Below are 24,438 nucleotides of genomic sequence, written 5' to 3'. Positions count from 1 at the left end.
CAGGGAGGAGAACAAGCAATGCCCAAAGACAGTGGCATCGGAGCCAGTTCCAAACGGCGCGAGGACGTGCGCTTTTTAACCGGAGCAGGCAATTACACCGACGATATCAACGTGCATGGCCAGGCCTATGTGCATTTTCTGCGGTCCGACATCGCGCATGGCCGGATCAACAGTATCGACACCTCGTCTGCCGAGGCCATGCCGGGCGTGGTCAAAGTGTTTACCGGCAAGGATTTCGAAGGCGTGGGCGGCATGCCCTGTGGCTGGGAAGTGACCGACAAGCACGGCGCACCGATGCAGGAACCTCCGCATCCCATTTTGGCACAGGGTAAAGTGCGCCATGTGGGCGATCCGATTGCTGCTGTGGTCGCCGATAGCCTGGAACAGGCCCGCGACGCGGCTGAGGCGATCGAGCTTGATATCGAGGAGCTGCCCGCCGTGATCGACATGAAGGCCGCCGCGCAAGAAGGCGCAACGCTGGTCCATGACGATCTGAAGAACAACATCTGCTATGATTGGCAGTTGGGCGAAACCGATGATGCCAAGGTCAATGAGGTCTTTGCCAATGCGGCCCATGTCACCACGCTGGATCTGGTGAACAACCGTCTGGTTGCCAATCCGATGGAGCCGCGTGTGGCGGTGGGCGAGTACAGCCGCGGCACCGAAGAATACACGCTTTATACCACGTCGCAGAACCCGCATGTGATCCGCCTGTTGATGTGTGCCTTTGTTCTGGGTCTGCCCGAACACAAGGTGCGCGTGGTCGCGCCGGATGTGGGTGGCGGCTTTGGCACCAAGATCTTTCACTATGCCGAAGAGGCGTTCTGCACCTTCGCCGCGAAGGCTTGTAACCGCCCGGTCAAATGGACCTCGAGCCGGTCCGAGGCGTTCATGTCAGACGCGCATGGGCGCGACCATGTCGGACAGATCGAACTGGCGCTGGATGCGGACAATAACTTTATCGGTCTGCGCACCAACACCTATGCAAATATGGGTGCGTATCTGTCGACCTTCTCCAGCTCGGTGCCGACATGGCTGCACGGGACGCTGATGGCGGGCAACTACAAGACGCCGGTCATTCAGGTCAACGTCAAGGCGATGTTCACCAATACGGTCCCGGTGGATGCCTATCGCGGCGCGGGCCGTCCGGAGGCGACGTTCCAGTTGGAGCGGGTCGTGGATAAGGCAGCGCGTGAACTGGGTGTCGATCCGATCGCCCTGCGCCGGCAGAACTTCATCACCCAGTTCCCCTATGACACACCGGTGGCGCTGACCTATGACACAGGCGATTATAATGGGACGATGGACAAGCTTGAGTCCGCTGCTGATCTGGCAGGCTTTGCCGCGCGTCGCGCTGAAAGCGAAGCCAAGGGCAAGCTGCGGGGTCTGGGCGTCAACTGTTATATCGAGGCTTGCGGTATCGCGCCGTCGAACATCGTTGGCATGCTGGGGGCCCGTGCGGGTCTGTATGATGCGGCGACTGTGCGGGTGAATGCCACCGGCTCGATCAGCGTCATGGTAGGTGCCCATAGCCACGGGCAGGGGCATGAAACGGCCTTCCCGCAGGTTGTGGCGGACATGATCGGTATCGACGAGTCGATGATCGAGATCGTGCATGGCGACACGTCGAAGATTCCGTTTGGCATGGGCACCTATGGCTCGCGGTCTTTGGCGGTCTGTGGATCGGCGATGGTCAAGGCAACCGAGAAAGTGATCGACAAGGCCAAGAAGATCGCGGCGCATCTGTTGGAGGCGTCCGAGGCTGATATCGAGCTGAAGGACGGTCAGTTCAGCGTGGCAGGGACCGACAAGTCGGTGGCCTGGGGTGATGTCACCCTGACGGCCTATGTGCCGCATAACTTTCCGCTGGAGGTCGAGCCCGGGCTGGAGGAGACCGCCTTTTATGACCCGGCCAACTTTACCTTCCCGGCTGGCGCCTATGCCTGTGAGGTCGAGGTAGACCCCGAAACCGGCCGGGTCACCATCGAAGCCTTCACTGCCGCTGATGACTTTGGCAATATCGTCAACCCGATGATCGTGGATGGTCAGGTGCATGGCGGCATCGGTCAGGGCATCGGTCAGGCATTGCTTGAAAACTGTGCCTATGACGAAAACGGTCAGCTGCTGAGCGCATCCTTCATGGACTATGCCATGCCGCGTGCCGATGATGTGCCGTTCTATGCGGTGGACCATTCCAGCCAGACGCCCTGTACGCATAACCCGTTGGGTGTGAAGGGCTGTGGTGAGGCCGGGGCAATCGGTTCACCACCTGCGGTGGTCAACGCGGTGCTGGATGCGTTGAATTCAGGCGGCAAAGCCATCGATCATATCGATATGCCGGTGAGTCCATCGCGTGTCTGGACCGCGATGCACGGGTGAGAGGTTGGGGTGCGAGGGGTCAACCCCTCGCGCTCCCCGAGATATTTATAGCCAGATGAAGGGCGGATCAGCGCCTTTCGGAAAGGAAGACGAAATGTACAATTTCGAATTTGAGAAACCCTCGACCATAGCCGACGCGGTTGCCGCTTTAGGGGCTGAGGATGCGCAGGCGTTGGGTGGTGGGCAAACCCTGATCCCGACGCTGAAACAACGATTGGCTGCGCCATCGGCACTCGTCTCGCTCAGCGGAATTCCCGAAATGCAGGGCGTCTGTGTTGGGGATGACGGGTCGGTTTCTATCGGTGGCGCAACGCCGCATGCAGTTGTTGCGCAAGAGGCGGCGGGATCATACCCGGCGCTGGCCGCATTGGCCGGTCAGATCGGTGATCCGGCGGTGCGCAACCGCGGCACGATTGGCGGCTCGGTTGCGAATAACGATCCGGCGGCCTGTTACCCGGCGGGTGTGCTCGGATCCGGGGCCACGATCGTGACCAACGCCCGTCAGATTGCGGCGGATGCGTTTTTTGATGGCATGTTCTCGACCGCACTGGATGAGGGTGAGATCATCACATCCATCCGCTTTCCGGTGCCACAGGCCGCGAGTTATCAGAAGTTCTTGCAGCCAGCCTCGCGCTTTGCGTTGGTGGGTGTCTATCTGGCCCGGTTCGCCGACGGTGTGCGTGTGGCGGTCACGGGCGCCAGCGAGGATGGGGTGTTCCGCTGGTCCGAAGCAGAACAGGCGCTGAATACTGAATTCCGACCGGACGCGTTGATGGGGCTGAACATCAACCCGGCCAACATGATCGGCGATCTTCATGGCAGCAAAGCGTATCGCGCGCATCTGGTCAGTGTGATGACCAAGCGGGCTGTGCTGGCCTGCATGTAAGTAAATCGGCTTTTAGTCGCAAAGCCTCGGGGTGTGTCCCTCGGGGCTTTTTCTATTTTCGGCGAATTTTCGGAAGCTTGTTTGGCTGCCAATAGGCTCCGGTATCTTCGCGCGCCTTTTGATAGGCCTCAACGCGGTGCGCTGCTGTTTTGCCACCGGCGTCAAATAAATGGCCGATGAGACATTCCAACACAGCCATGACACCGGTAAAGCTCGAGGTGTGATGTTGTGACCTTGTGCTGACGTTAAAGGCGACATCCGGCTCGACACCCGGCGCAATGACTTCGCTGTCCGAGATCAGGATGACCCGAAGCCCCTTTTCCCGGGCGAACCTTATGGATTTAATCGTCTCCGCAGAATAGGGGCTGACCGTGATTGCCAGCAGACAGTCCTTGTCATCGGCATCCAGAAGGTCATCCGTGGCCGAGCCGATGTGGCGCGGTATTAGTTGAATACCGGGGTGCGCCATGCGCCCGGTATAGGAAAAGTAATAGGCCAGCGCGTAACTGGCGCGGGTGGCGGTCACGAAGCAACGGCGGGACCTGAAGATATGGTCAACGGCTAGATGCGCTGTCTCGGGCCTCATCAATCGCAGGGACCTGACGACGACATTCTGTTCGTTGCGGGCAAGTCTGGCTTGAAGCTGACCATGGGCGCCGTCCGCTTGCATGTGGGTTTGCCAGGACGCGCCAAGGAATTCTTCGGTATCCGTCGCCAGGTTTTGCCGGAACGGTGCGCGAAAGGCTTGAAACCCGCCAAAACCCATATGCTGGGCCAGTCGGACAAGGACATTTGCACTGACACCGATCTTCTCGGCAGTTACCCGTATCGGGTCGAGGCCGAAATCCGCGGGGTGATCTACGATGTATTTGGCTGCCGCCTGAAGTCTGGGCGGCATCTGGTCGATGTTTTTCCTCAAGTTATCTGTCAGCTGGCGTTGGGTCTCTGTCATGAAAAAACATATGTTATGAAAGAAGAAGGTGTAAAACATAGGCCGCTTGCATAGATGCGGCAACAGGTAATCGGGGGCAGGGAATGTCACAGCATCGGTCGAAATCTGAACCCTACATTCTGGCGGCGCCCAATGGTGCGCGCCGAGGTGCGGCAGATCACCCAGCCCTGCCTGTCACAACCTCGCAAATTCTTGAAGCGGCCAGAGCATGCCATGAGGCCGGTGCGGCCGGTCTTCATCTGCACATTCGGGACACAGAAGGCCGTCACTCTTTGGACGCGGGACAGTATCTGGAAACACTTGCCGAACTTCGGCGGCGGGTTCCGGCTCTGGACATCCAGATCACAACCGAGGCGGCAGGGATTTTTGATGTAAGCAGCCAGTTCGAATGTCTGAAGAAGGTTAGACCGGCTTGGGCGTCGATCTCGGTTCGCGAAATCGCGCGCGATAACGATCTGGCTGACCGGATCTATGGTCTTTGCGCGGATCAGGGGACGCGGGTTCAGCATATTCTTTACGACGCTGAAGATGCGGCCCTATTAACACGGTGGCAATATCGTGGGGTTGTCCGCAAACAACAATCCGACCGTTTGCTTGTTCTGGGGCGCTATCGGACTGATCAGGAATCAAAGCCCTCGGATCTGGATGCGTTTCCGGACGGGGATTCGCCTTGGATGATCTGTGCCTTTGGAAAACGAGAGCATGACTGTTTAATACATGCGGCGTCCTTGGGCGGTGATGTCCGGGTCGGATTTGAAAACAGCATCGCAGACCGGAACGGAGACACTTGGGACAATAACGCCGCCTCAGTCGCGGCCCTTGTCGCCAGATTGAAAGAGGATAGATCATGAGCCACGTTTTCCCACGCCATACGAAATCTCAGCTGCCGGTCGCGGTTGGCGGCGAAGGCTGCTATCTGATCGATGCTGACGGTAAGCGGTATCTGGATTGCGGTGATGCTGCTGTGTCCTGTCTTGGCCACTCAAACCGGGCGGTGATCGAGGCGGTTCAAAGCCAGGTTGAAAAGATCGCCTTTGCGCATACCGGGTTTATGACGTCCGAACCTGCCGAAGCCCTTGCGGACCTTCTGATTGATCATGCGCCCGGGGATTTGGATCGCGTTTATTTCGTATCCGGAGGGTCCGAAGCAACAGAGGCCGCCATCAAACTGGCACGGCAGTATTTTCTTGAGATCGGTCAGCCCGAGCGCCGCCATGTCATCGCGCGCCGCCAAAGCTATCATGGAAATACTCTGGGGGCCTTGTCAGCGGGGGGAAATGCCTGGCGCCGTGCGCAATTCGCACCGATGCTGATCGAAATGACCCATATCGCGCCCTGCTACGAATATGCCGAAAAGAAAGATGGTGAGAGCAGCCACGCCTATGGTCAACGGGTGGCCGATGAGTTGGAGGCCGAAATTTTGCGTCTTGGCCCTGAAACCGTCATGGCGTTTATGGCCGAGCCAGTCGTGGGGGCAACGCTGGGGGCGGTCCCGGCGGTCGAAGGGTATTTTAGGCGCATACGTGAAATCTGTGATCAATATGGCGTTTTGCTGATCCTGGATGAGGTCATGTGCGGAATGGGGCGCACCGGGCATTTGTTTGCCTGCGATCACGATGGAATTGCCCCGGATATTCTGTGCATCGCCAAGGGTTTGGGGGCGGGTTATCAACCCATCGGCGCAATGTTGTGTACGAGCCGGATATATAAAGCGATCCAAAATGGGTCAGGGTTTTTCCAGCACGGGCATACCTATGTCGGCCATCCGGTGGCAACTGCAGCGGCATTGGCGGTGCTGAAGGAATTGACGAGCCAACAACTGCCCCAGCGCGCCGAGTTTATGGGACAGAGACTGCAATCTGCGCTGGAAACTGCGTTCAGCGAGCACCCTAATGTCGGCGATATTCGGGGCCGCGGGCTGTTCCGCGGTATTGAGCTGGTCTCGGATCGGGCCGGAAAAACACCGTTTGATCCCGCACTTGGTCTCGCGGGCAAGATCAAGAAGGCGGCATTGAACGCTGGTCTGATCTGTTACCCCATGTCTGGCACGCGCGATGGTCGAAGTGGCGACCATATTCTGTTGGCACCGCCTTTCATTATCGACGACGCACAGATTGAGGAATTGGTTGAAAAGCTGGAGGCCGCACTCAAAGCCGCGATCTGACGCTCTTTTGATCTGACTTTCTCTTTTTACTCAATAGGGTATCGACAAAAGGTCAAATCCTGAAGGAGCGATGATGATTGTCGACATCTGGAAGAGTTTTCGGGACTTGCCCGCCTGGGTACAGATCTGGTTGGTGGTGCTGCTCATCCCGACCAATCTGGCACCTCTGGCGTATCTGGATCAGCCAAATGGTATTCTAATCGCAGCACTCTCAATCGGTGGGATGGCATTGAATCTTCCGATCATGCTGGCGACACGAGGGATGAGCAAAGCGATGGCATTTCCGCATCTAATATGTTGGGTGCCAATGGTTTTCGTCGTGATTGCAGTATTTGCAAGCGAAGCCGAACTGGCGACTGGATATGCGAAATTTCTGGTGTTTCTACTGGTTATTGACCTGATTTCGCTGGCATTTGATGTGAATGACGCAAGGGTCTGGTTTAAAAGCCGAAGCGCAAAATAAAACCCCCTCAATCCGAGGGGGTTTCGAATAACTCAGTTGTCGCAAGGCTTACTTCTGCGGCAGCGGGCCGATCATCATGATCATCTGACGGCCTTCCATCTTGGGCATGTTCTCAACCTTGCCGATTTCCTTGGTGTCCACGGCAACACGTTCCAGCAGCTCACGGCCCAGATTCTGGTGTGCCATCTCACGACCACGGAAGCGTAGAGTCACCTTTACCTTGTCGCCGTTTTCAAGGAATTTGAACACGTTGCGCATTTTGACTTCATAGTCATGAGTATCGGTGTTGGGCCGGAACTTGACCTCTTTCACCTCAATGACTTTTTGCTTTTTGCGCGCTTCGGCCTCGCGTTTCTGCGTTTCGTACTTGAATTTACCAAAGTCCATGATTTTGCAAACCGGAGGGTTTGCATTCGGCGAAATCTCGACCAGATCCAGGCCGGCTTCGTCCGCGAGTTGCATGGCTTTGGCGGGATGAACCACCCCGACATTTTCACCTTCGGCGCCGATAAGGCGAATTTCGGGGGCACGGATCTTATCATTGACGCGCGGGCCGGTGTCTCTCTGAGGCGGCGCGTTGTGAGGTCTGCGAGCTATGGGTTCATTCCTTTGATGATTGCAGAATTTCAAGCCCGGAATTTAGACTGGGCTGCGGGACGTTTCAAGCGGCATAAGTGACCACCAGCGTGAATTTCCCATGATATTCCCGCGTTTTTGCCGATCTGATGTCGCATATCAGACCGGCAAACCGGATTAGCCAACAAAGGCCTTTTCAATGACGAATTCCTTGGGGTCGGAATTTGCGCCTTCGCGCAGTCCGAAATCCTCGAGGATTTTTTTGATATCCAGGTTGAAAGCCAATGATCCGCAAACCATCGCGCGGTCCGTATCCGGCTGGATGCCGCCCTCAATCCCCAGATCGGCAAATACTGTGCCGTCTTTCAACAGCTCGGTAATGCGGCCCATTTTGGGGCTCTGTTCGCGTGTGGTGGTCGGGTAGTAACGAATCTTGTCCGCAAAACCTTCGCCCATCAGCTCAGCCAGCATTTCGTCCTTACGGATGTCTTCAATCAGTTGGCGACCATATTCCAGCTCGGCCATTTCGCGGCAGGTATGGGTGATTATGACCTCATCATAATCCTCATAGGTCTGTGGTTCGCGCAGCAGAGAGGCGAAGGGTGCAAAGCCGGTGCCGGTGGCAAAGAACCACAGGCGCTTACCAGGCAGCAGGGCGTCATGGACCAGCGTGCCAACCGGCTTGGGCCGCAGGATGATCTGATCGCCTGGTTTGATGTGCTGAAGTTTCGAAGTCAGCGGGCCGTCCTGTACCTTGATCGAATAGAACTCAAGCTCTTCATCCCAGGACGGCGAGGCGATGGAATAGGCGCGCAGCAAGGGTTTGCCGTTGTCGCCCAGCAGGCCGATCATCACAAACTCGCCCGAGCGGAACCGCAAGGACGCGGGGCGCGACACTTTGAATGAGAACAGGCTGTCAGTCCAATGCTTGACGTCTGTCACAGTCTGGGCGTCCGGCAGAACGGGGGCCTTCACGGCGGTTGCTTCGGTCACGGGTTTCATCTCTGTCATCGTTTCACTGCCGGTGGAGTAAACCGACATCTCCGTTTAATCTTTGATCCAAGTCAGGAAAAGGGGGCTCTTGCCCCTACGTTCCTATTTGAGGCTGCGAAAGGCGGTTTTAGCCGCGCAGGCGGGCCTGATAGTTGTTGTCCTGCCAGTTGGCGCGAGCCACCCACTGATCTTCGGGCTGGCGATCGGCCAGAGTGTCTTCAATCTCGACCTCATCAAAGCCGCTGCGCCGCGCCATGGCATACTGGTCGGCCAAGACATGGCCTTTGGCGCGCAAGCGACCGGTATAGCCTTTCAGGCGCAGGGTCCGCGCGATGGTAAAGCCGCGCCCATCCGCAAAGGACGGGAAATCGATGCGCACCATCTTGGCGCAGCCCAGCCGTTCGGCAAGCTCATCGGGATCCGTGTCCGAGCTGACATCCAGCGCGACCACATCATTGGCCGCGTCTTCCAGCGTGACATAGCCATCAGTCCAATCATCGGGGGCGAACCCCTCATCGGTTACGATAACGTTCATGTGTTCTCTCCGGCGCGCATCATCTTGCCATCTACAAAATGAATGCCGCATTCTTCCTTGTTCTGATCGCGCCAGCGTCCGGCGCGGGGGTCTTCGCCCTGTTTGACCGGCGAAGTACAGGGCGCACAGCCGATCGAAGGGTATCCTTTGGCCACCAGCGGGTGCCTGGGCAAGTTGTTCTCTTCCATATAGGCGCGCACATCTTCGGGCGCCCAATGGGCCAGCGGGTTGACCTTGATCCGGCCTGTGCCGTCCTCGACCTCAAAGAAATCAAGCGTGGCGCGGGACCCTGCCTGAAACCGTTTGCGCCCGGTGATCCAGCCATCATATCCCAACAATGCCTGTTGCAGCGGGAAGGTCTTGCGCAGGTTACAGCACGCATCCATGTCCCGCAGACGCAGCGCGCCATAGGGGTCGTCGCGTTGAACATCCTCGTCATCCGCGCGGATGATCTTGACGTTTCGCAACCCCAACCGCTCGCTCACCTCCTGCTGATACTCCAGCGTTTCGGTGAACAGCATCTGCGTGTCGATGAACAGCACCGGGGTCATCTTGTCGACCACGGCCGCCATATGCAGCAACACCACCGATTCCGCACCGAAACTTGAGACCAGAGCGAGATCATCGATCTCTTCCATTGCTCCGTGCATCACGTCATGCGCACTGTGGTGGCGGAACCGGGCGTTCAACTCACTGACCCGTTCGGTCAGTTCACGTCTATCCCGGCCCAGTTCAGTCTGGATCAGATCAAGCGGCATTCGCTCGCGCCTCGGGGTAGAGGGCCGCCTTGAACGGAGTCATTCCGACACGGCGATAGGTCTCGAGGAAGGTTTCTTCGGCACCCTCACGCTGCTCCAGATAGGTTTCGACGATGCGCTCAACGGCCGGAACGATCTCATCATAGGCAAAGCCCGGACCCGTACGATCACCGATTGCGGCGTTTTCCGTGCCGTCACCACCCAGAGTGATCTGGTAGTTTTCGACGCCTGCACGATCCAGACCAAGAATGCCGATATGGCCGACATGGTGGTGACCACAGGCGTTGATGCAGCCCGAGATCTTGATCTTCAGGTGGCCGATATCATGCTCCAGTTTGAGGTCTTCGAACCGGGTGGCGATTTCCTGTGCAACCGGGATCGAACGCGCCGTTGCGAGCGCGCAATAGTCCATGCCAGGGCAGGCGATGATGTCGCTGATCAGGCCGATATTGGCGGTGGCCAGCTCGTATTCTTTCAGTTTGGCATGGATCGCGGGCAGGTCCGATTTATGGACATGCGGCAGGATCACGTTCTGCTCATGACTGATGCGCAGCTCGTCATAGGCGAATTCTTCGGCCAGATCGGCCATCACGCGCATCTGCTCGGCAGTTGCATCACCCGGCGTCGCGCCGTGCTTCTTGATTGAGATGGTGACAATCGCGTGGTCCGCATTCTTGTGCGGCGCGATGTTAGTATCGACCCACGAGCGGAAGACCGGGTCGTTGGTGTATGCACCTTCAAACGACGCAACCGACGCTTCGCGGAAGGTGGGTGCAGCGAAGTGGCCCTTGATCTCTTCCAGCAGGTTCATATCCGCGCCTTTGAACTGCGGGCGGACCTGCAGGAAACGCTCGTTCACCTTGGCGCGGATGGCGTCGATGCCGTGTTCATGCACGGTGATCTTGATGCGCGCCTTGTACTTGTTGTCGCGGCGGCCGATTTGATTCCAGACCGAAACAGTGGCTTCTAGGTAAGCCAGCAGGTCGTCAAACGCGACGAAGTCAGACAGTTCCTTGCCTATCATGGGCGTACGGCCCAGACCGCCGCCTACGATGACGCGAGCACCCAGTACGCCGTCACGCTCGACCAGTTGCAGGCCGATGTCATGCGCCTTGATAACGGCGCGGTCATTTTCGGACCCGGTGATGGCGATCTTGAACTTACGCGGCATGAACTGAAATTCCGGGTGGTCGGTCGACCACTGGCGCAGGAGTTCCGCATAGGGGCGCGGATCGGCGACCTCATCCGCGGCGGCACCGGCGAAATGGTCGGCGGTTACGTTGCGGATGGTGTTGCCGCTGGTCTGGATGGCGTGCATGCCAACCTCGGCCAGCGCGTCCAGCATATCCGGGACGTCCTGCAACTTGGGCCAGTTGTACTGGATGTTCTGACGGGTGGTAAAATGGCCATAGCCCTTGTCCCACTTTTCAGCCAGCAGGGCCAGTTGGCGCATCTGCGCGCTGTTCAGCGTGCCGTAAGGAATGGCGACCCGCAGCATATAGGCGTGCAGCTGCAGATACAGGCCGTTCATGAGGCGGAGCGGCTTGAACTCATCCTCGGTCAGCGAACCGTCAATGCGGCGCTCGACCTGGGCGCGGAACTGTCTGTTGCGTTCTGCCAAAAATGCTGTGTCGAACTCGGAGTAGCGATACATGATTAGCTGTCCTTAAGTGCAGCCCCGATCCTGGGGCCAATGTAGGGGAGAGAGAGGGCCAGGGATCAGGCCCGGGGCTGCGGGGAAGTTTCCTGTTTGCCGTGGGCATAGTTGGACGGACCAGTCCGGCGGAAGTCTTCCCGAAAATGAGTTGGTTCTGGGCCTTCGTCGCCAGCTATGGCATCCGCCAGATAGGCACCGACAATCTTGCCTGCCTGACGTTCAGCATCCAGAAGGCGGATCTGTGCGTGGGCTTCGTCTGTGATCAGCTCTGCCTCGGATAATTCACGCGACCAGCGGTCGTCCTCGGTCAGATAGATGACGTCACCTACCAACAGATCGTTGGCGGTTACCACTTTGGGGGTAAAAGCGCGGGCCATCAGGCGTGCTCCTTTTTGAATTCAGTCAGGGCCTTGGCTGCCTGGCGGGGGGCAAGGCCGTAAAAAGTAAGGGTGGGGCCGTCCATGTCCGAGGCGTTCAGATCGGCGGACATGTGATCCAGCGTCGTGGTCAATATGCGCTGATCGGGACGCGACGCGTTTTCGATCAGCGTCACAGGTGTGGCCCGGTCGGCGCCGTGCATGATCAGGCGGCCCTGAATAAACCGGGCAGACTTTTTGCCCATATAGATCGCCGCCACCGAACCGGGCTGCGCCAGGGCGCTCCAATCGTGATCGGCGAACCCCTTCATGTCGTGCCCAGTCAGGAAACGGATCGAAGAATTGCGCCCGCGGCGCGTCTGGCTTTGCCCGATGCCCGCAACTGCGGCCGAGGCTGCGGTGATGCCGGGGATAATCTGCCACGAGATGCCAGCTGCTTCGACGGCGTCGATTTCTTCGTCCAAACGACCAAATACGGTGGGGTCACCGGATTTCAGGCGTACAACGCGTAGACCCTTCAGGGCGTACTCTACCAGCAGCGCGTCGATGTCTTCCTGTTTCCACGAGGGGCCGAACCCGGCTTTGCCAACATCGACCAGAACGGCCGTTTGCCCGGCTAGGGCCAGCACCTCGGCGCTGATCAACCGGTCATGCAGGACAACTTCCGCGCGCTCGAATGCGCGCAGGGCCTTGAGCGTCAGCAATTCGGGATCACCGGGGCCTGCGCCGACAAAGTCGACATGGCCTGCGTCCTGATATGTTTGCGTCACTTGCATGTTTCGGTCCGGGTTGGTTTGACTTGACCCTCAATATAGGAAATATTCCCGGTATTACGCCATATGTGCGCATAAATAAGAACAAACGTTTCGCTGTATTGGTTAAGCGATACGAAAGTTTCGAAACGAGGAAGAAATTGGAATGTCAGTGCGGATTGATGACACGGATCGGAAAATTCTGGTTGAGCTGCAGCGCGACGCCAGCCAATCGCTGGACGAAATAGCAGCCCGCGTCGGCAGTTCCAAGACGCCTGTCTGGAATCGTATCCGCAAGCTGAAAGGGGCCGGGGTGATCGGTCAGCAGACGGTATTATTGGATGCCGAGGCGCTTGGTTTTGAGGCGACGTTCTTCGTGCTGATCCGCACCTCTGAACACGAGGCGGATTGGCAGCGAAAGTTCCTCAAAGCCCTGCGGGACCGCCCCGAAGTGCAAGAGGCGCACCGGCTGGCAGGCGATATCGACTATATACTCAAGGTGCGCGTCAAAAACGCGCGCGCCTATGACGTGTTCTACCAGACACTGATTTCCGAGGTGCGCGTCCACAATGTGACTGCGTTGCTGTCGATGGAAGAGATCAAGTCGACGACCATGCTGCCGCTGAATGCCCTGATCGAGAAATAGCGATCAGACCTGAACCATCAACCGCTTTAGCCCGTGGAAATGGTAGCTGTTGGAATATTCCGGTTCCTCGCTGAGCGCTAGGTTGGGACAGCGTTCGAACAGTGCCGCCAGCGCTATTCGCATTTCGAGTCGGGCCAACGGTGCTCCTACGCAGAAATGCAGACCCGCGCCAAAGCTGCTGTTGGTCAGGATGGGGCGGGTTGGATCGAACTTATGAGGTTCGGCCCAGACTTGGGGATCACGGTTCGCGGCTCCAAGCAACAAAGCGACTTCGTCACCGCGTTTAAAACTGTGCCCGAACAGTTCGATCTCTTCATAGGCATAGCGCGTGAACATATGCAGCGGGGGATCAAAGCGCAGGATTTCTTCGACGGAGGCGTCAATCGTTTCAGGCTGAAAGGCATCGGCTTTTACACCTTTTCGCAATACGGTCCTAAGCCCATTTCCCAGAGAATGAACCGTGGCCTCATGACCGGCATTCAACAGCAGAATGCAAGTTGCAACCAACTCGTCACGCGACAGTTTTTCACCATCTTCTTCAGCGGCGATCAACCGGGTAATCAGGTCACCCTGAGGGTCAGACCGGCGCTTTTCGACGTAAGACGAGAGAAAGTCGGTGAACTCTTTTGCCGAGGCCGCCGCCGCATCCTCGGTCTGGCGTGTGCGGCTGGCCTGATACATCGCCACCATGTCATGGGACCAGCGCAAAAGCTCGGGCGACATCTCTTCGGGAACGCCTAGAAGGCGGCAGATCGTAACGACCGGAACTTGCGTGCAATAGGTGTCCAGCAGATCGAACGGCGCATCCGTAAAGGCGTCGATCAGCTTGTGGCTGAGGTCATGGATCGTTGGTTCCAGTGCCGCAATGGCACGTGACGTAAAGGCGCGCATGACCAGGCGTCGAAGCCGGGTGTGGCGCGGCGGCTCTGCTTCTAACAACGAATGAGATTCGACCATCAGCCAGGGGGCTAGATGCGCAGGACCTGGACGCTGCATTTCCGGCGGCACTTCGCGACCGAAACGACGGTCCTTCAGCAAGGCCTGAACCGCCCGGTGGGATACAGCAGCGTGCATCCGGTAGTCGGCCCAATACACAAGGTCGCCATGCGCGCGGGCCGCATCATAAAACGGATAAGGGTTCTGGACAAAATTCGGGTCAACAGGGGATTGATGCAAAGTCTTCATGGCGGGCACACTTGCCATGAGGCGCGTTGAATGCAAGACCCAATGTCATGCAAAGGGTATGGTTGATTTCGACATTTCTGATTGCTGTTGGGCTGCTCTCTGTTGGGGTGTGGTCATACGGCTTTCGTCAGGCATTGTCGCCGCTGAGCGATAAGGCTGAGGCCGATCTGGAATTGGCCGCCGACCGCCTTAGCACACAAATGCAGGTCTATCAGGAACTGGCTGTCTTGATGGCCAGCCACCCGGCTGTTCGAACGCTTGTCACGCCGAGCGATCGCGCCATCGCGCAGGCTGTGTTGCTGGACGTGGCAGACAAAACTGCCGCCGTTAACATTGTCTATCTGGACCGTCTGGGCAGGGTACTTGCAGCCGCCCACCCGGTGCCTGAATTGACGATGGCAGACCATCCCGCATTCAGGCGCGCCATGCAGGGAGCTATGGGCAGTGCCCACGGGGTCGAGTCCACAAGCGGCGATCGAACCTATTCCTATGCAGCTCCTGCCTTTGGTCCCACCGGTATAGTCGAAGGCGCATTGATGGTTATAGCCGATGTGCAGGATGTCGAACAGACTTGGCGGGGCAGTACCGAGGCCATTTTCTTTATTGATGGGGAAGGTGTGGTGTTCATCTCGAACCGATCCGACCTGTTGTTCTGGCGTCGGACCGAAGGTCAACCGGGGCTGGTGCCGCCCGAGGGGCAGGCGGTTGATTTCTCGTCGAATCTGATCGGACGACACGAGCTTTGGACCTTGAATTGGGGCCGGTATCTGCCACGGCATGCGTTACACCTTACGCTCGATCTACCGGTGATAGACATGACAGCAGAGGTGCTGGTGGATGTGGCCCCGGCGCGCCGTCTGGCGAATTTGCAAGCAGCGGCGGTCGCTGCGATCTGTCTGGCCTTCGGGGCGCTTTTGTACATGGCAACCGAACGCCGGCGCGCGCTTGCTGAGGCCAATGCGGTGCTGGAAAGCCGCGTGACGCGCAGAACCCATGCGCTTACCGCCGCGAACACGGCCCTGCGGCGCGAGGTTCATGAACGGGAAGAGGCCGAGGTCGCGCTGAAACATGCGCAGGAAGAGCTTATACAGGCCGGGAAGTTGAGTGCGCTCGGGCAGATGTCGGCGGGCATCAGCCATGAGTTGAACCAGCCGCTGATGGCCATTCGCCAATTCGCCGAGAACGGAACGGCTTTTCTGACCAGAGGTGACGAGTCAAAAGCCGCCGAGAACCTCACCAGAATTTCCGATTTGGCCGCGCGAATGGCGCGAATTATCAAGAACCTCAGGGCTTTTGCCCGCAATGAAAACGAGCCCATGGGCAGAGTTGATCTGGTTCAGGTAATAGAAACGGCGTTGGAACTGACCGAGGCCCGGCTGAATTCGGAAAACGTTCGTATGGAATGGCAGGCTCCAGATGTCCCTATCTATGCTTGGGGTGGCGAAGTGAGATTGGTACAGGTGTTCGTAAATCTGATTAACAATGCCGCCGATGCCATGAGTGAGCAAAACCAACGCATGATCAAGATCGCGATAAACAGCGGCCAAACCCTGACGGTCACGGTCAGTGACACCGGTCCGGGGATCGAAAACTCGGAAAAGCTGTTCGAGCCGTTTTACACCACCAAAGCCGTCGGTTCGTCCGAGGGTATGGGGCTGGGGCTGTCGATCTCTTATGGTCTGGTTCAAAGCTTTGGTGGTAATATTCGGGGCACCAACGCTCCGACAGGTGCGGTATTCACTGTGGAACTGGAACATTTCAGGGAAGTAGGGGCAGCATGACCCGCAAAGTGCTTTTGGTCGATGACGACTCGGCAGTGCGCGAAGCGCTGGCCCAAACGCTGGAGCTTGCCGATTATGAACCCGTAACAGCCGGGTCCTTTGTGGCGGCGAAGGATCATATCCGGGCGGATTTCGCAGGAGTGATCGTGTCGGATATCCGGATGCCTGGTCGGGACGGGTTTCACCTGTTGACCTACACCCGCGATATGGATGCTGATCTGCCTGTCATCCTGTTGACTGGAGAAGGCGACATACCAATGGCAGTGCAGGCCATGGGGCAGGGTGCATTCGACTTTTTGGAAAAGCCCTGCGCCGCGGCAGATCTGCTAAAGGTATTGGGCAAGGCCTCTGAGGCGCGAGAGCATGTCCTGCAACAACGGGCGATGAAAAGCGAGCTTGAGCGCGGCGATCCAGCGGCACGCCTGCTGTTCGGTCTCTCATCAAAGGCCGAAGCCCTGAGGGAAAGGGTTCGTACGGTAGCCCAGACAGGGGCCGAAGTTTTGGTCACCGGACCGGCTGGCAGCGGGGTGTCCAAAGTTGCCGAGGTCGTTCACCTAATGTCGCCGCAAAGTCAGGGTCCATTTGTCAAACGTCCATCCGCCGGTTTGTCGACCAGCGATCTGGTTCATGTCTGCGAAGATGCAGCCGGTGGTTCCCTTTTTCTGGATGAAATCTCGGCCATGCCCGAGGCCACGCAATATGCAGCACTGGAGATGGTTGAACAGGGTGTAGGCGCCCGAATTCTGGCGGGCACGACCACTGACTTGGCCGAATTGTCTTCGGATGGACGGTTTCTTGCGGATTTGTTCTATCGTTTGGATGTGATGCGCGTTCGCATTCCGTCGCTTGCCGAGCGCCCCGAGGATATTCCGGTGATTTTCCGTCACTATGTCGCGCAGGCGGCTGAACAGGCTGGGATCAACGAACCGGAAATTACCTCGGACCATCTGGCTTCGTTGATGACCGGAGACTGGCCGGGCAATGCGCGCTCGCTGATGTCAGCGGCAATGAGGTTTGTTCTGGGCATGCCCGAGGATGTCTCGCAAGCCGCAGAACTGGGGTTGAGTGAGCAGATGGCACGGGTTGAAAGATCTCTGCTGATCGCTGCCCTTGGGCGGCATAACGGCAAGGCATCGGACGCGGCAAAGGCGTTAAAGCTGCCGCGCAAGACCTTCTACGACAAGCTGGCGCGATACCACATTCGTCCTGAAGACTACCGGAGGTAAAGGCTCCCGCCAGCTTTTTCCGCATTGTCATGCGGTTAAGCTGTTGGGCGTGGCAGTCCGCTGACGCGGACTGCGGGGCGAACCAAATGCCCGGCAATCGATTCGGATTCGGCGAATCGTTATTTGTGCGGAAATCCACACAACGGCGCAGATATATGTGCGGTTTCTCGCACGGCTTTCTTGCAGGCTCAAACAGAGACTTGGTTGAATGCGTGTAACATCAAGTAAATAAATGACAAAATGTCAACCGGCGGCGATTCCCACAAAAAGTTGAGAGCGTGAGCCCGATTCGGTTCACTCGCCGCCATGGGACGACTTCGGCACGTCCGGAGACGTAGTGAAGTATCTGGGAGAACTCGACTGATGAAATTTTTGACAACGGCAGCGACGGCCGTCGCTCTAACCGTAACAGCAACCGCAGGCATGGCCGCTTGTGAAGACGGCGAAATCGTCGTGAAATTCGCGCATGTGACCAATACCGATAAACATCCCAAGGGTATTGCAGCCTCGTTGCTGGAACAGCGCGTTAATGATGAGATGAACGGCGTGATGTGCATGGAGGTCTATCCGAACTCCACGCTTTATAACGACGATAAAGTCCTTGAGGCGATGTTGCAGGGCGATGTGCAACTGGCGGCCCCGTCATTGTCCAAGTTCGAGAAGTTCACCAAGCAATTCCGCCTGTTCGACCTGCCGTTCATGTTCAAGAACATTGATGCGGTAGACGCATTTCAGGCTTCGGCTGACGGTCAGGCGATGAAAGACAGCATGCAGCGCCGTGGCCTGCAGGGGCTGGCATTCTGGCACAATGGCATGAAACAGATGTCGGCCAACAAACCGCTGGTCGATCCGTCGGATGCCGATGGCCTGAAATTCCGCGTCCAATCCTCTGACGTGCTGGTCGCGCAGATGGAGGCGATTGGCGGAAGCCCGCAGAAAATGGCTTTCTCAGAGGTTTATGGCGCGTTGCAGCAAGGTGTCGTCGACGGACAGGAAAACACTTGGTCCAACATCTACGGCAAGAAGTTCTTTGAGGTTCAGGACGGTATCACTGAAACCAACCACGGTGTCATCGACTATCTGGTCGTGACATCGGTTGACTGGCTGGACAGCCTGGATCCTGCGGTGCGCGAACAGTTCCTGACCATCCTGGGCGAAGTGACAGAACAGCGGAACAAAGAATCCTTCTCGGTGAACGAGGAAGCCAAGGTCTCGATCACAAATGCGGGCGGTATCATCCGTGAACTTAACCCTGAACAGCGTCAGGCCTGGATCGACGCCATGAAACCTGTTTGGGAACAGTTCGCCGGTGACGTGGGTCAAGAAAAGATCGACGCCGCGCAGGCTATCAACGCCGGGTTCTGATCCTGGTATACGCCGCGCGTCCGGGGACTGGGGAGTATTCGACGCGCAGGCAGGGTGGGCCGATTTGGCCCGCCCAAACAGCACTTATCTCAAAAAAATGTGGGGACAGATAGATGTCTGGTGCGCAATCCGGCCAAGGCGGGCTGGTCGACCATATCGAAGAAACCTTGATCGCATCGTTGCTGGGCCTGATGACGGCTGTGACATTTGCCAATGTGATCGCAAGGTATTTCTTTAATTCCAATATCCTATGGGCACTGGAGCTGACGGTATTCGCCTTCGGCTGGTTGGTGCTGCTTGGGGCGTCTTATGCCGTCAAGAAACACGCCCATCTGGGAGTGGACGCCATCCTGAACATGCTCAGCCCGGCGCCTCGACGGATTTTGGCTCTGATCGCAGTAGCCTGCTGTCTGGTGTTTTCTCTGCTGATGCTAAAAGGCGCATATGACTATTGGGCCGTGTTCGCGGATCTGCCGCCCACATCGGGGCGATGGTTCCCTACCGGGTTCAACTTCGATGCGCGCAGTCAGAGCTTTTATGAGGTCGACGACATTCCGATGGTCGCCCCGCTGCGGTTTCTTGAGGATCTGATCAACTATGGCGAGGGCTATGAAAAACTGCCCAAGGTGGTGCCGTATCTGGTTCTGCCCGTGTCGATGCTGCTTTTGGTGATCCGCTTTGCGCAGGTTGCGGTACAGATTTGGCGCGGCGAAGCCGACCGGATGGTCGCTAGCCACGAAGTCGAGGACGAGATTGAAGAAGTCCGCGCTCAGCAAGGAGAGCACAACTGATGGATGTCATTCTTCTGTTCTCGATGGTGATCGGCCTGCTGCTGATCGGTGTACCGATTGCGGTGGCGTTGGGGCTCAGTTCGACCCTGTTTCTGCTGATTTATTCCGACAGTTCGCTCGCCTCGGTCGCAGGTACCTTGTTTGAGGCTTTCGAAGGGCATTTTACCCTGCTGGCGATCCCTTTCTTCATTCTGGCCTCGTCCTTCATGACCACGGGCGGCGTGGCCCGGCGCATCATCCGTTTCTCGATTGCCTGCGTGGGGCACTTGCCCGGAGGTCTGGCGATTGCGGGCGTGTTCGCCTGTATGCTGTTTGCGGCCCTGTCGGGGTCGTCTCCGGCTACGGTGGTGGCCATTGGTTCGATTGTGATCGCTGGCATGCGGCAGGTTGGCTATTCCAAGGAATTCGCCGCCGGCGTTATCTGTAACGCAGGGACGCTGGGTATTCTGATTCCGCCGTCGATCGTGATGGTGGTCTATGCCGCCGCTGTCGAAGTTTCTGTCGGGCGCATGTTCCTCGCCGGTGTGATCCCCGGCCTGTTGGCTGGGCTGATGTTGATGATCACCATTTATGTGATGGCCAAAGTCAAGAACCTACCCAAAGGTGAATGGAAAGGCTGGGGCGAAATCCTTGTCTCGGCACGCGAGGCCGGGTGGGGTCTGTTCCTGATCGTGATCATTCTGGGCGGCATCTACGGCGGTATCTTTACCCCGACCGAGGCCGCTGCGGTGGCCGCAGTCTATGCCTTTTTGATTGCCAGCTTCGTCTACAAGGACATGGGCCCCCTCAGCACCGAGGGTGAGGAAAAGAATATCTCTTTGCTCAGAAAGCCTTATGCGCTGATCACGGCAATTTTTCACCCCGACACCAAGCAGACGTTGTTCGAAGCTGGGAAACTGACCGTTACCCTGCTGTTCGTTATCGCCAACGCCTTGATCCTGAAACATGTTCTAACCGATGAACAGGTACCGCAGCACATAGCAACTGCCATGCTGTCGGCAGGTCTGGGGCCGGTGGCTTTCCTGATCGTGGTTAATGTGATCTTGCTGATCGGCGGCCAGTTCATGGAGCCTTCGGGCCTGCTGGTTATCGTAGCACCACTGGTGTTCCCGATTGCAATCGAGCTAGGCATCGACCCGATTCACCTGGGCATCATCATGGTTGTGAACATGGAGATCGGGATGATTACCCCGCCGGTCGGCTTGAACCTGTTCGTGACCTCGGGCGTGGCGGGCATGCCGATGATGGGCGTTGTCCGGGCGGCCCTGCCATTCCTGGCGGTCCTGTTCGTCTTCCTGATCATGGTGACCTATATCCCGTGGATATCCACCTTTCTGCCCAACACTTTCATGGGGCCGGAGATCATAACAAACTAGCGGGTCCAGCCGCTGAGAATAAGACCGGGCAGGGGATCTCTGCCCGGTTTTTGCGTCTTGAACGGGGCGCCAAGGGGATTATCTAAAGGGCAGAGGACGACCTCTCCATCACGAGACAGTATCCGGGACGACCCGGACTGATCAGAGGTCTCTTCTATGCCCTGGATTATCCTGTTGTTTGCCGGCCTGCTTGAAATTGTCTGGGCCGTGGCGATGAAACAATCTGCCGGGTTCACCCGGTTCTGGCCGACCGCCCTGATGGCGGTTTCGATGCTTGGTTCGTTCACATTGCTGGCACTGGCCATGCGGACGCTGCCTTTGGGAACAGCCTATGTCATCTGGACGGGAATAGGAGCGGTTGGCGCGTTTACCTTTGGTATTCTTTTTCTGGGCGAAGCCCTGACCGCCACGCGCATCTGCGCGGCAGTCTTGATCATAGCCGGGATGGTGACGATGAAAATGGCCTGATCAAGCTTGTTCCAGAGCCTGAATGATGCCCGAGAAATCGTCAGCCTTCAGGCTCGCCCCGCCGACCAGAGCGCCATCCACGTTCGATACGGCGAAAATCTCGGCGGCGTTTGATGGCTTTACCGAGCCGCCATAAAGCAGCCGGACCGAACGCCCAACGCCTTCGCCAAAGCGCCGTTCCAGCCGCGCGCGGATAAAGTCATGAACCTGTCCGATCTCATCCAGGGTGGGCACTTTGCCCGTGCCAATGGCCCAAATCGGTTCGTAGGCGACTATTAGGTTTTCGCCCGTTGCCTGATCCGGGATCGAGCCGGACATCTGACCGCCGATTATATCCAGGGTATTGGCGGCCTCGCGCTGTTCCAGGCTTTCACCGACGCAGATGATTGCCCTTAGCCCACCATTCATAGCGGCAATAGACTTAGCACGAACATCTTCATTCTGTTCACCATGATCTTCGCGGCGTTCAGAATGGCCAAGAATGACGGCTGACGCTCCGGCGTCGACCAGCATCTGGGCGCTAATGTCACCTGTATGCGCGCCCGAGTTTGCCGCGTGGCAATCCTGACCGCCTATCTGGATGTTTCCGCCCGGGACCTTCTCTTTGGCCCGATGGATCAAGGTGGCAGGTGGGCAGATCAGAATATCAACTGCCGGGGCAGCATGCATGTGAGAAAGGGCCTGAAGCTCGCTCAAGTCGGCAGCATTACCATTCATCTTCCAGTTTCCAGCCGCCAGTTTGCGCCGCATATCGCGTCCCCTTGAAATAAATCGGTTTTCTGGTGACCGGATATCATTGCCAGTCAGGTCTGACAATTCCGGTTGCAGAGCCCGTTGCAAAACGGCAGTTTCCGCCGCGATGAGGAATGAGCAATATGATCGAACATCTTGATCTTGAAAAACTGGATCGGTGCGACACGGCGGAATTGGCCAAATTGACCCGCGCCGTCGGTGAAGTTGGGTTTCTGACCGTCTCCAATACTGGTATCTCTGCCTGTCGGGTGGAACGGGTCATCTCGGCATATCACGCATTCTTCCGGCTGCCAGAGGTCGAGAAACGGTGTGTTGATATGGCTGTGACCGGGTCCAACCGTGGGTGGGGCGCCGCGCGCTCGGAACAGGTAGATCCAGCTGCAAATCCTGACTTCAAAGAGGTGTTCGATTGCGGATACGAGCTAGCTGAGACCAATAGGTACTTTGGCAAGAACCTCTCGGTTTATGCCCCGAACCAATGGCCGGAGACTGTGCCCGAGTTTCGATCAATCATCGAGGCCTATTATGGTGACGCCTGTTCGGTTGCCATGCGGGTGTTGCGCGCCATTTCGGTGGCATTGGGCAAGGATGCCAACAGCTTTGACACTGCCTTCGACACGCCCATGGCCCTGTTGCGCGGCAATTATTACCCGCAAAGGCCAGTCTGGGCAGGCGAAAAGGATTTCGGTATCGGAGCGCACACTGATTATGGCTGTCTGACCCTGCTGGCCACCGATGGTCGAGCCGGGTTAGAGGTACAGATGCCGGACCAGAGTTGGGCTCAGGTCCAAGCGCAGCCCGGAACATTCATTATCAATTTTGGGGAGATGCTGGAGTTCTGGACGGCAGGGGCGGTCAAGGCAACTCTGCACCGTGTGATCGGTGGATCTGCTGAAAGGCTGTCGGTTCCTTTGTTCTTCAACCCGTCTTATGACACCAATGTTGCCCCGCCACATTCAGAGAATGTCATCCAGGCAGGAGAGCACTTGACGCGTCGTTTCAACGAGACCTATGTGCACTTGCAGGCAGCGTCTTAAGGCTGAGTTGCAATGCTTTCGTCGAACTTGATGGATTCTCCGCAACCGCAGGCATCTACAACATTCGGGTTGCGGAACTTGAAACCGGATTCAAGCAGCGAGACCTCATAGTCGATCTCTGTTCCAAACAGGAACATCTGTGCCATCGGGGCGATCATGATCCGCGCGCCGTCCTGCTCGACCACTTCATCATTGGTGTCAGGCTGGTCGACATAGTCCATGGTGTATTCCATCCCGGCACATCCGCCTTTCTTGACGCCAATACGCAAACCAGCATGACCGCCCGAAGTCATCAGGCGGGCAATCTGCTCTGCAGCCTTTGGTGTCATTGTTACGGCCTGTTTGCCGGGGATGCCGAACATCATGATCTCCGTCGTTGTTCGTTGTTGCTAATGTAGTGCCGCGAGGCATCAGGCTCAAGACATAGCAGGATTTCTTACCTAACTTTTACTGTCGGATTAGATTTCCCGCCCCAGTCGGTAAGCAAGGCTTGCTTTGCAAATTACACTCGTCATAGCCTGACCCATGATCCACTTTTGGAAAATATTTGAGGCTGAATAGCATGAAAAGACTTTGGTTTAGAAAAAAAGATATTCTAACAATTCCTTCTCTGATGCTGTCTGTGTTTTTGGCTCAGACGGCGATCGCAGAAGAAAAGCAACATCCGGTAAACTGTGCAACGGCAGAAGGTGATTTGCGCGCGATTGCAACCGAACGAAAACATGCAGAGGAGGAGCAGGCCAAAAGTGTAATTGCCATTACACCTGCTGGGGCGCTTCTAGGCCTTGTGACTGGAACCGAAAAGAAAAGACTAACTATGTTATCAGGAGATTACATAGAGAAGCTTAACCAGAGGTCGGACGAAATCAAATCGACCTGCGGAATTCAATAACAGAAGGCTTTCGCACTTGACCTTACATAAATCCAAGTTCCAGGCGCGCTTCGTCTGACATCATTTCCATGCCCCAGGGGGGCTCCCAGGTCAGTTCCACGTCAACTTCTTTTACGCCGGCCACGGGTTCGATTGCCTCGACGATCCACCCAGGCATTTCGCCGGCAACCGGGCAGCCGGGCGCGGTCAGTGTCATGATGACCTTGACCGCGTTTTCCTGGGTGATGTCGATCGTATAGATCAGACCTAGATCATAGATGTTTACAGGGATTTCGGGGTCATAAACCGTTCGGCAGGCGTCGACCACCGGCTCATAAAGAGGGTGTTCAATCGTTGAAGGGGCAATAAGAGGTGTGCCTTCAAACTGTTCGCTCGGGTGAGTCATTCGTGCCTCGGGTTTGTTACCTGACGAATTATATAGGGAAA

26 protein-coding genes are annotated in these 24,438 nt (G+C 57.0%); 14 read left to right on the top strand and 12 right to left on the bottom strand.

Features of this window, described 5'->3' with window-relative positions:
• The first annotated feature begins 18 nt into the window (after window positions 1-18).
• Together AC2FJV_RS03125 and AC2FJV_RS03120 are read left to right on the top strand one after the other, a co-directional pair.
• Window positions 19-2,379 carry a xanthine dehydrogenase family protein molybdopterin-binding subunit gene (locus tag AC2FJV_RS03125; protein ID WP_142634107.1) on the top strand — a complete coding sequence of 787 codons (2,361 nt, stop codon included), beginning with the start codon at window positions 19-21 and terminating at the stop codon, window positions 2,377-2,379.
• A gap of 94 nt (window positions 2,380-2,473) precedes the next feature.
• Window positions 2,474-3,265, top strand: a complete 792-nt coding sequence (locus tag AC2FJV_RS03120) for an FAD binding domain-containing protein (protein WP_142634105.1) — start codon at window positions 2,474-2,476, stop codon at window positions 3,263-3,265.
• Between the two features lie 52 nt (window positions 3,266-3,317).
• On the opposite strand, the gene AC2FJV_RS03115 is transcribed toward AC2FJV_RS03120, so the two are convergent.
• Window positions 3,318-4,217, bottom strand: a complete 900-nt coding sequence (locus tag AC2FJV_RS03115) for a MurR/RpiR family transcriptional regulator (protein ID WP_496712587.1) — start codon at window positions 4,215-4,217, stop codon at window positions 3,318-3,320.
• Window positions 4,218-4,300: 83 nt separating this feature from the next.
• On the opposite strand from AC2FJV_RS03115, the gene AC2FJV_RS03110 reads away from it, so the two are divergent.
• The 3 genes from AC2FJV_RS03110 (at window position 4,301) to AC2FJV_RS03100 (ending at window position 6,844) form a co-directional block, all read left to right on the top strand.
• Window positions 4,301-5,068 carry a beta-keto acid cleavage family enzyme gene (locus AC2FJV_RS03110; RefSeq protein WP_281972178.1) on the top strand — a complete coding sequence of 256 codons (768 nt, stop codon included), beginning with the start codon at window positions 4,301-4,303 and terminating at the stop codon, window positions 5,066-5,068.
• The gene (locus AC2FJV_RS03105; protein ID WP_496712585.1) at window positions 5,065-6,381 is read left to right on the top strand and encodes an aspartate aminotransferase family protein; all 1,317 of its coding nucleotides are present in this window, start codon (window positions 5,065-5,067) and stop codon (window positions 6,379-6,381) included. The genes AC2FJV_RS03110 and AC2FJV_RS03105 overlap by 4 nt, the downstream gene beginning before the upstream one ends.
• Window positions 6,382-6,454: 73 nt before the next feature.
• The gene (locus tag AC2FJV_RS03100; protein WP_281972176.1) at window positions 6,455-6,844 is read left to right on the top strand and encodes a hypothetical protein; all 390 of its coding nucleotides are present in this window, start codon (window positions 6,455-6,457) and stop codon (window positions 6,842-6,844) included.
• Between the two features lie 48 nt (window positions 6,845-6,892).
• On the opposite strand, the gene infC is transcribed toward AC2FJV_RS03100, so the two are convergent.
• From infC to cobA, 7 genes are all read right to left on the bottom strand, one after another.
• A complete protein-coding gene (infC, locus tag AC2FJV_RS03095) occupies window positions 6,893-7,474 on the bottom strand; it encodes a translation initiation factor IF-3 (RefSeq protein ID WP_246097134.1) in 582 nt (193 codons plus the stop codon).
• A 123-nt stretch (window positions 7,475-7,597) separates the two neighbouring features.
• The gene (locus tag AC2FJV_RS03090) at window positions 7,598-8,431 is read right to left on the bottom strand and encodes a ferredoxin--NADP reductase (protein WP_496712641.1); all 834 of its coding nucleotides are present in this window, start codon (window positions 8,429-8,431) and stop codon (window positions 7,598-7,600) included.
• 109 nt (window positions 8,432-8,540) lie between these two features.
• Window positions 8,541-8,948, bottom strand: coding sequence for a DUF934 domain-containing protein (locus AC2FJV_RS03085; RefSeq protein WP_142634095.1), 408 nt, complete (start codon window positions 8,946-8,948; stop codon window positions 8,541-8,543).
• Window positions 8,945-9,706 (bottom strand): phosphoadenylyl-sulfate reductase, encoded by a 762-nt coding sequence (locus AC2FJV_RS03080; RefSeq protein WP_271946855.1) that lies wholly within the window; start codon window positions 9,704-9,706, stop codon window positions 8,945-8,947. The genes AC2FJV_RS03085 and AC2FJV_RS03080 overlap by 4 nt, the downstream gene beginning before the upstream one ends.
• Window positions 9,696-11,360 carry a nitrite/sulfite reductase gene (locus AC2FJV_RS03075; RefSeq protein ID WP_496712582.1) on the bottom strand — a complete coding sequence of 555 codons (1,665 nt, stop codon included), beginning with the start codon at window positions 11,358-11,360 and terminating at the stop codon, window positions 9,696-9,698. Before AC2FJV_RS03075 ends, AC2FJV_RS03080 begins: the two co-directional genes overlap by 11 nt.
• Before the next feature lie 65 nt (window positions 11,361-11,425).
• A complete protein-coding gene (locus AC2FJV_RS03070; RefSeq protein WP_496712580.1) occupies window positions 11,426-11,740 on the bottom strand; it encodes a DUF2849 domain-containing protein in 315 nt (104 codons plus the stop codon).
• Entirely contained in the window at window positions 11,740-12,516 is a 777-nt protein-coding gene (gene cobA, locus AC2FJV_RS03065) for a uroporphyrinogen-III C-methyltransferase (RefSeq protein ID WP_142634087.1), read from the bottom strand. Before cobA ends, AC2FJV_RS03070 begins: the two co-directional genes overlap by 1 nt.
• A gap of 142 nt (window positions 12,517-12,658) precedes the next feature.
• Between cobA and AC2FJV_RS03060 the strand changes: the two genes are divergently transcribed.
• On the top strand, window positions 12,659-13,138 hold the full coding sequence (locus tag AC2FJV_RS03060) for an Lrp/AsnC family transcriptional regulator (RefSeq protein WP_281994686.1): 480 nt from the start codon (window positions 12,659-12,661) through the stop codon (window positions 13,136-13,138).
• A gap of 3 nt (window positions 13,139-13,141) precedes the next feature.
• On the opposite strand, the gene AC2FJV_RS03055 is transcribed toward AC2FJV_RS03060, so the two are convergent.
• Window positions 13,142-14,323, bottom strand: a complete 1,182-nt coding sequence (locus AC2FJV_RS03055) for a cytochrome P450 (protein WP_496712639.1) — start codon at window positions 14,321-14,323, stop codon at window positions 13,142-13,144.
• 47 nt (window positions 14,324-14,370) lie between these two features.
• On the opposite strand from AC2FJV_RS03055, the gene AC2FJV_RS03050 reads away from it, so the two are divergent.
• From AC2FJV_RS03050 to AC2FJV_RS03025, 6 genes are all read left to right on the top strand, one after another.
• On the top strand, window positions 14,371-16,104 hold the full coding sequence (locus AC2FJV_RS03050; protein ID WP_281994684.1) for a sensor histidine kinase: 1,734 nt from the start codon (window positions 14,371-14,373) through the stop codon (window positions 16,102-16,104).
• Window positions 16,101-17,330 carry a sigma-54-dependent transcriptional regulator gene (locus AC2FJV_RS03045; RefSeq protein WP_142634080.1) on the top strand — a complete coding sequence of 410 codons (1,230 nt, stop codon included), beginning with the start codon at window positions 16,101-16,103 and terminating at the stop codon, window positions 17,328-17,330. Before AC2FJV_RS03050 ends, AC2FJV_RS03045 begins: the two co-directional genes overlap by 4 nt.
• A gap of 363 nt (window positions 17,331-17,693) precedes the next feature.
• Window positions 17,694-18,695 carry a DctP family TRAP transporter solute-binding subunit gene (locus AC2FJV_RS03040; RefSeq protein ID WP_496679567.1) on the top strand — a complete coding sequence of 334 codons (1,002 nt, stop codon included), beginning with the start codon at window positions 17,694-17,696 and terminating at the stop codon, window positions 18,693-18,695.
• Window positions 18,696-18,808: 113 nt separating this feature from the next.
• On the top strand, window positions 18,809-19,486 hold the full coding sequence (locus AC2FJV_RS03035; protein ID WP_142634075.1) for a TRAP transporter small permease: 678 nt from the start codon (window positions 18,809-18,811) through the stop codon (window positions 19,484-19,486).
• On the top strand, window positions 19,486-20,862 hold the full coding sequence (locus tag AC2FJV_RS03030) for a TRAP transporter large permease (RefSeq protein ID WP_496687898.1): 1,377 nt from the start codon (window positions 19,486-19,488) through the stop codon (window positions 20,860-20,862). The genes AC2FJV_RS03035 and AC2FJV_RS03030 overlap by 1 nt, the downstream gene beginning before the upstream one ends.
• Before the next feature lie 156 nt (window positions 20,863-21,018).
• The gene (locus AC2FJV_RS03025) at window positions 21,019-21,330 is read left to right on the top strand and encodes a DMT family transporter (protein WP_142634071.1); all 312 of its coding nucleotides are present in this window, start codon (window positions 21,019-21,021) and stop codon (window positions 21,328-21,330) included.
• Here AC2FJV_RS03025 and tpiA read toward each other — a convergent pair whose 3' ends face one another.
• Window positions 21,331-22,080, bottom strand: coding sequence for a triose-phosphate isomerase (gene tpiA, locus AC2FJV_RS03020; RefSeq protein ID WP_496712576.1), 750 nt, complete (start codon window positions 22,078-22,080; stop codon window positions 21,331-21,333). It lies immediately after the preceding gene.
• A gap of 116 nt (window positions 22,081-22,196) precedes the next feature.
• Here tpiA and AC2FJV_RS03015 point away from each other — a divergent pair, with 116 nt between their 5' ends.
• Window positions 22,197-23,120 (top strand): isopenicillin N synthase family dioxygenase, encoded by a 924-nt coding sequence (locus AC2FJV_RS03015; RefSeq protein ID WP_496712574.1) that lies wholly within the window; start codon window positions 22,197-22,199, stop codon window positions 23,118-23,120.
• Here AC2FJV_RS03015 and AC2FJV_RS03010 read toward each other — a convergent pair.
• Window positions 23,117-23,482, bottom strand: a complete 366-nt coding sequence (locus AC2FJV_RS03010; protein ID WP_142634067.1) for a HesB/IscA family protein — start codon at window positions 23,480-23,482, stop codon at window positions 23,117-23,119. The genes AC2FJV_RS03015 and AC2FJV_RS03010 overlap by 4 nt on opposite strands.
• A gap of 200 nt (window positions 23,483-23,682) precedes the next feature.
• Here AC2FJV_RS03010 and AC2FJV_RS03005 point away from each other — a divergent pair, with 200 nt between their 5' ends.
• Window positions 23,683-24,012, top strand: a complete 330-nt coding sequence (locus AC2FJV_RS03005) for a hypothetical protein (RefSeq protein WP_142634065.1) — start codon at window positions 23,683-23,685, stop codon at window positions 24,010-24,012.
• A 22-nt stretch (window positions 24,013-24,034) separates the two neighbouring features.
• Here AC2FJV_RS03005 and AC2FJV_RS03000 read toward each other — a convergent pair whose 3' ends face one another.
• Window positions 24,035-24,397: an SUF system Fe-S cluster assembly protein gene (locus tag AC2FJV_RS03000; RefSeq protein ID WP_142634063.1), complete on the bottom strand. Its 363-nt coding sequence runs from the start codon at window positions 24,395-24,397 to the stop codon at window positions 24,035-24,037.
• Window positions 24,398-24,438 lie beyond the last annotated feature (41 nt).

It is taken from the genome of Ruegeria sp. CDSA241, from assembly GCF_059611265.1.
The sequence above is the reverse complement of the archived record's forward strand: the minus strand, read 5'-3'. Positions and strand labels throughout refer to the sequence as shown.

What these genes read in the sequence shown, in the direction of transcription:
- AC2FJV_RS03085 (WP_142634095.1), bottom strand. Translation starts at nt 8,948, where the DNA reads ATGAACGTTATCGTAACCGATGAGGGGTTCGCCCCCGATGATTGGACT.
- AC2FJV_RS03080 (WP_271946855.1), bottom strand. Translation starts at nt 9,706, where the DNA reads ATGCCGCTTGATCTGATCCAGACTGAACTGGGCCGGGATAGACGTGAA.
- AC2FJV_RS03115 (WP_496712587.1), bottom strand. Translation starts at nt 4,217, where the DNA reads ATGACAGAGACCCAACGCCAGCTGACAGATAACTTGAGGAAAAACATC.
- AC2FJV_RS03055 (WP_496712639.1), bottom strand. Translation starts at nt 14,323, where the DNA reads ATGAAGACTTTGCATCAATCCCCTGTTGACCCGAATTTTGTCCAGAAC.
- AC2FJV_RS03105 (WP_496712585.1), top strand. Translation starts at nt 5,065, where the DNA reads ATGAGCCACGTTTTCCCACGCCATACGAAATCTCAGCTGCCGGTCGCG.
- AC2FJV_RS03100 (WP_281972176.1), top strand. Translation starts at nt 6,455, where the DNA reads ATGATTGTCGACATCTGGAAGAGTTTTCGGGACTTGCCCGCCTGGGTA.
- AC2FJV_RS03040 (WP_496679567.1), top strand. Translation starts at nt 17,694, where the DNA reads ATGAAATTTTTGACAACGGCAGCGACGGCCGTCGCTCTAACCGTAACA.
- AC2FJV_RS03090 (WP_496712641.1), bottom strand. Translation starts at nt 8,431, where the DNA reads ATGACAGAGATGAAACCCGTGACCGAAGCAACCGCCGTGAAGGCCCCC.
- AC2FJV_RS03120 (WP_142634105.1), top strand. Translation starts at nt 2,474, where the DNA reads ATGTACAATTTCGAATTTGAGAAACCCTCGACCATAGCCGACGCGGTT.
- AC2FJV_RS03010 (WP_142634067.1), bottom strand. Translation starts at nt 23,482, where the DNA reads ATGTTCGGCATCCCCGGCAAACAGGCCGTAACAATGACACCAAAGGCT.
- AC2FJV_RS03000 (WP_142634063.1), bottom strand. Translation starts at nt 24,397, where the DNA reads ATGACTCACCCGAGCGAACAGTTTGAAGGCACACCTCTTATTGCCCCT.
- tpiA (WP_496712576.1), bottom strand. Translation starts at nt 22,080, where the DNA reads ATGCGGCGCAAACTGGCGGCTGGAAACTGGAAGATGAATGGTAATGCT.
- AC2FJV_RS03015 (WP_496712574.1), top strand. Translation starts at nt 22,197, where the DNA reads ATGAGCAATATGATCGAACATCTTGATCTTGAAAAACTGGATCGGTGC.
- AC2FJV_RS03035 (WP_142634075.1), top strand. Translation starts at nt 18,809, where the DNA reads ATGTCTGGTGCGCAATCCGGCCAAGGCGGGCTGGTCGACCATATCGAA.
- AC2FJV_RS03050 (WP_281994684.1), top strand. Translation starts at nt 14,371, where the DNA reads ATGCAAAGGGTATGGTTGATTTCGACATTTCTGATTGCTGTTGGGCTG.
- AC2FJV_RS03110 (WP_281972178.1), top strand. Translation starts at nt 4,301, where the DNA reads ATGTCACAGCATCGGTCGAAATCTGAACCCTACATTCTGGCGGCGCCC.
- AC2FJV_RS03025 (WP_142634071.1), top strand. Translation starts at nt 21,019, where the DNA reads ATGCCCTGGATTATCCTGTTGTTTGCCGGCCTGCTTGAAATTGTCTGG.
- AC2FJV_RS03045 (WP_142634080.1), top strand. Translation starts at nt 16,101, where the DNA reads ATGACCCGCAAAGTGCTTTTGGTCGATGACGACTCGGCAGTGCGCGAA.
- AC2FJV_RS03125 (WP_142634107.1), top strand. Translation starts at nt 19, where the DNA reads ATGCCCAAAGACAGTGGCATCGGAGCCAGTTCCAAACGGCGCGAGGAC.
- AC2FJV_RS03070 (WP_496712580.1), bottom strand. Translation starts at nt 11,740, where the DNA reads ATGGCCCGCGCTTTTACCCCCAAAGTGGTAACCGCCAACGATCTGTTG.
- cobA (WP_142634087.1), bottom strand. Translation starts at nt 12,516, where the DNA reads ATGCAAGTGACGCAAACATATCAGGACGCAGGCCATGTCGACTTTGTC.
- AC2FJV_RS03030 (WP_496687898.1), top strand. Translation starts at nt 19,486, where the DNA reads ATGGATGTCATTCTTCTGTTCTCGATGGTGATCGGCCTGCTGCTGATC.
- AC2FJV_RS03075 (WP_496712582.1), bottom strand. Translation starts at nt 11,360, where the DNA reads ATGTATCGCTACTCCGAGTTCGACACAGCATTTTTGGCAGAACGCAAC.
- AC2FJV_RS03060 (WP_281994686.1), top strand. Translation starts at nt 12,659, where the DNA reads ATGTCAGTGCGGATTGATGACACGGATCGGAAAATTCTGGTTGAGCTG.
- AC2FJV_RS03005 (WP_142634065.1), top strand. Translation starts at nt 23,683, where the DNA reads ATGAAAAGACTTTGGTTTAGAAAAAAAGATATTCTAACAATTCCTTCT.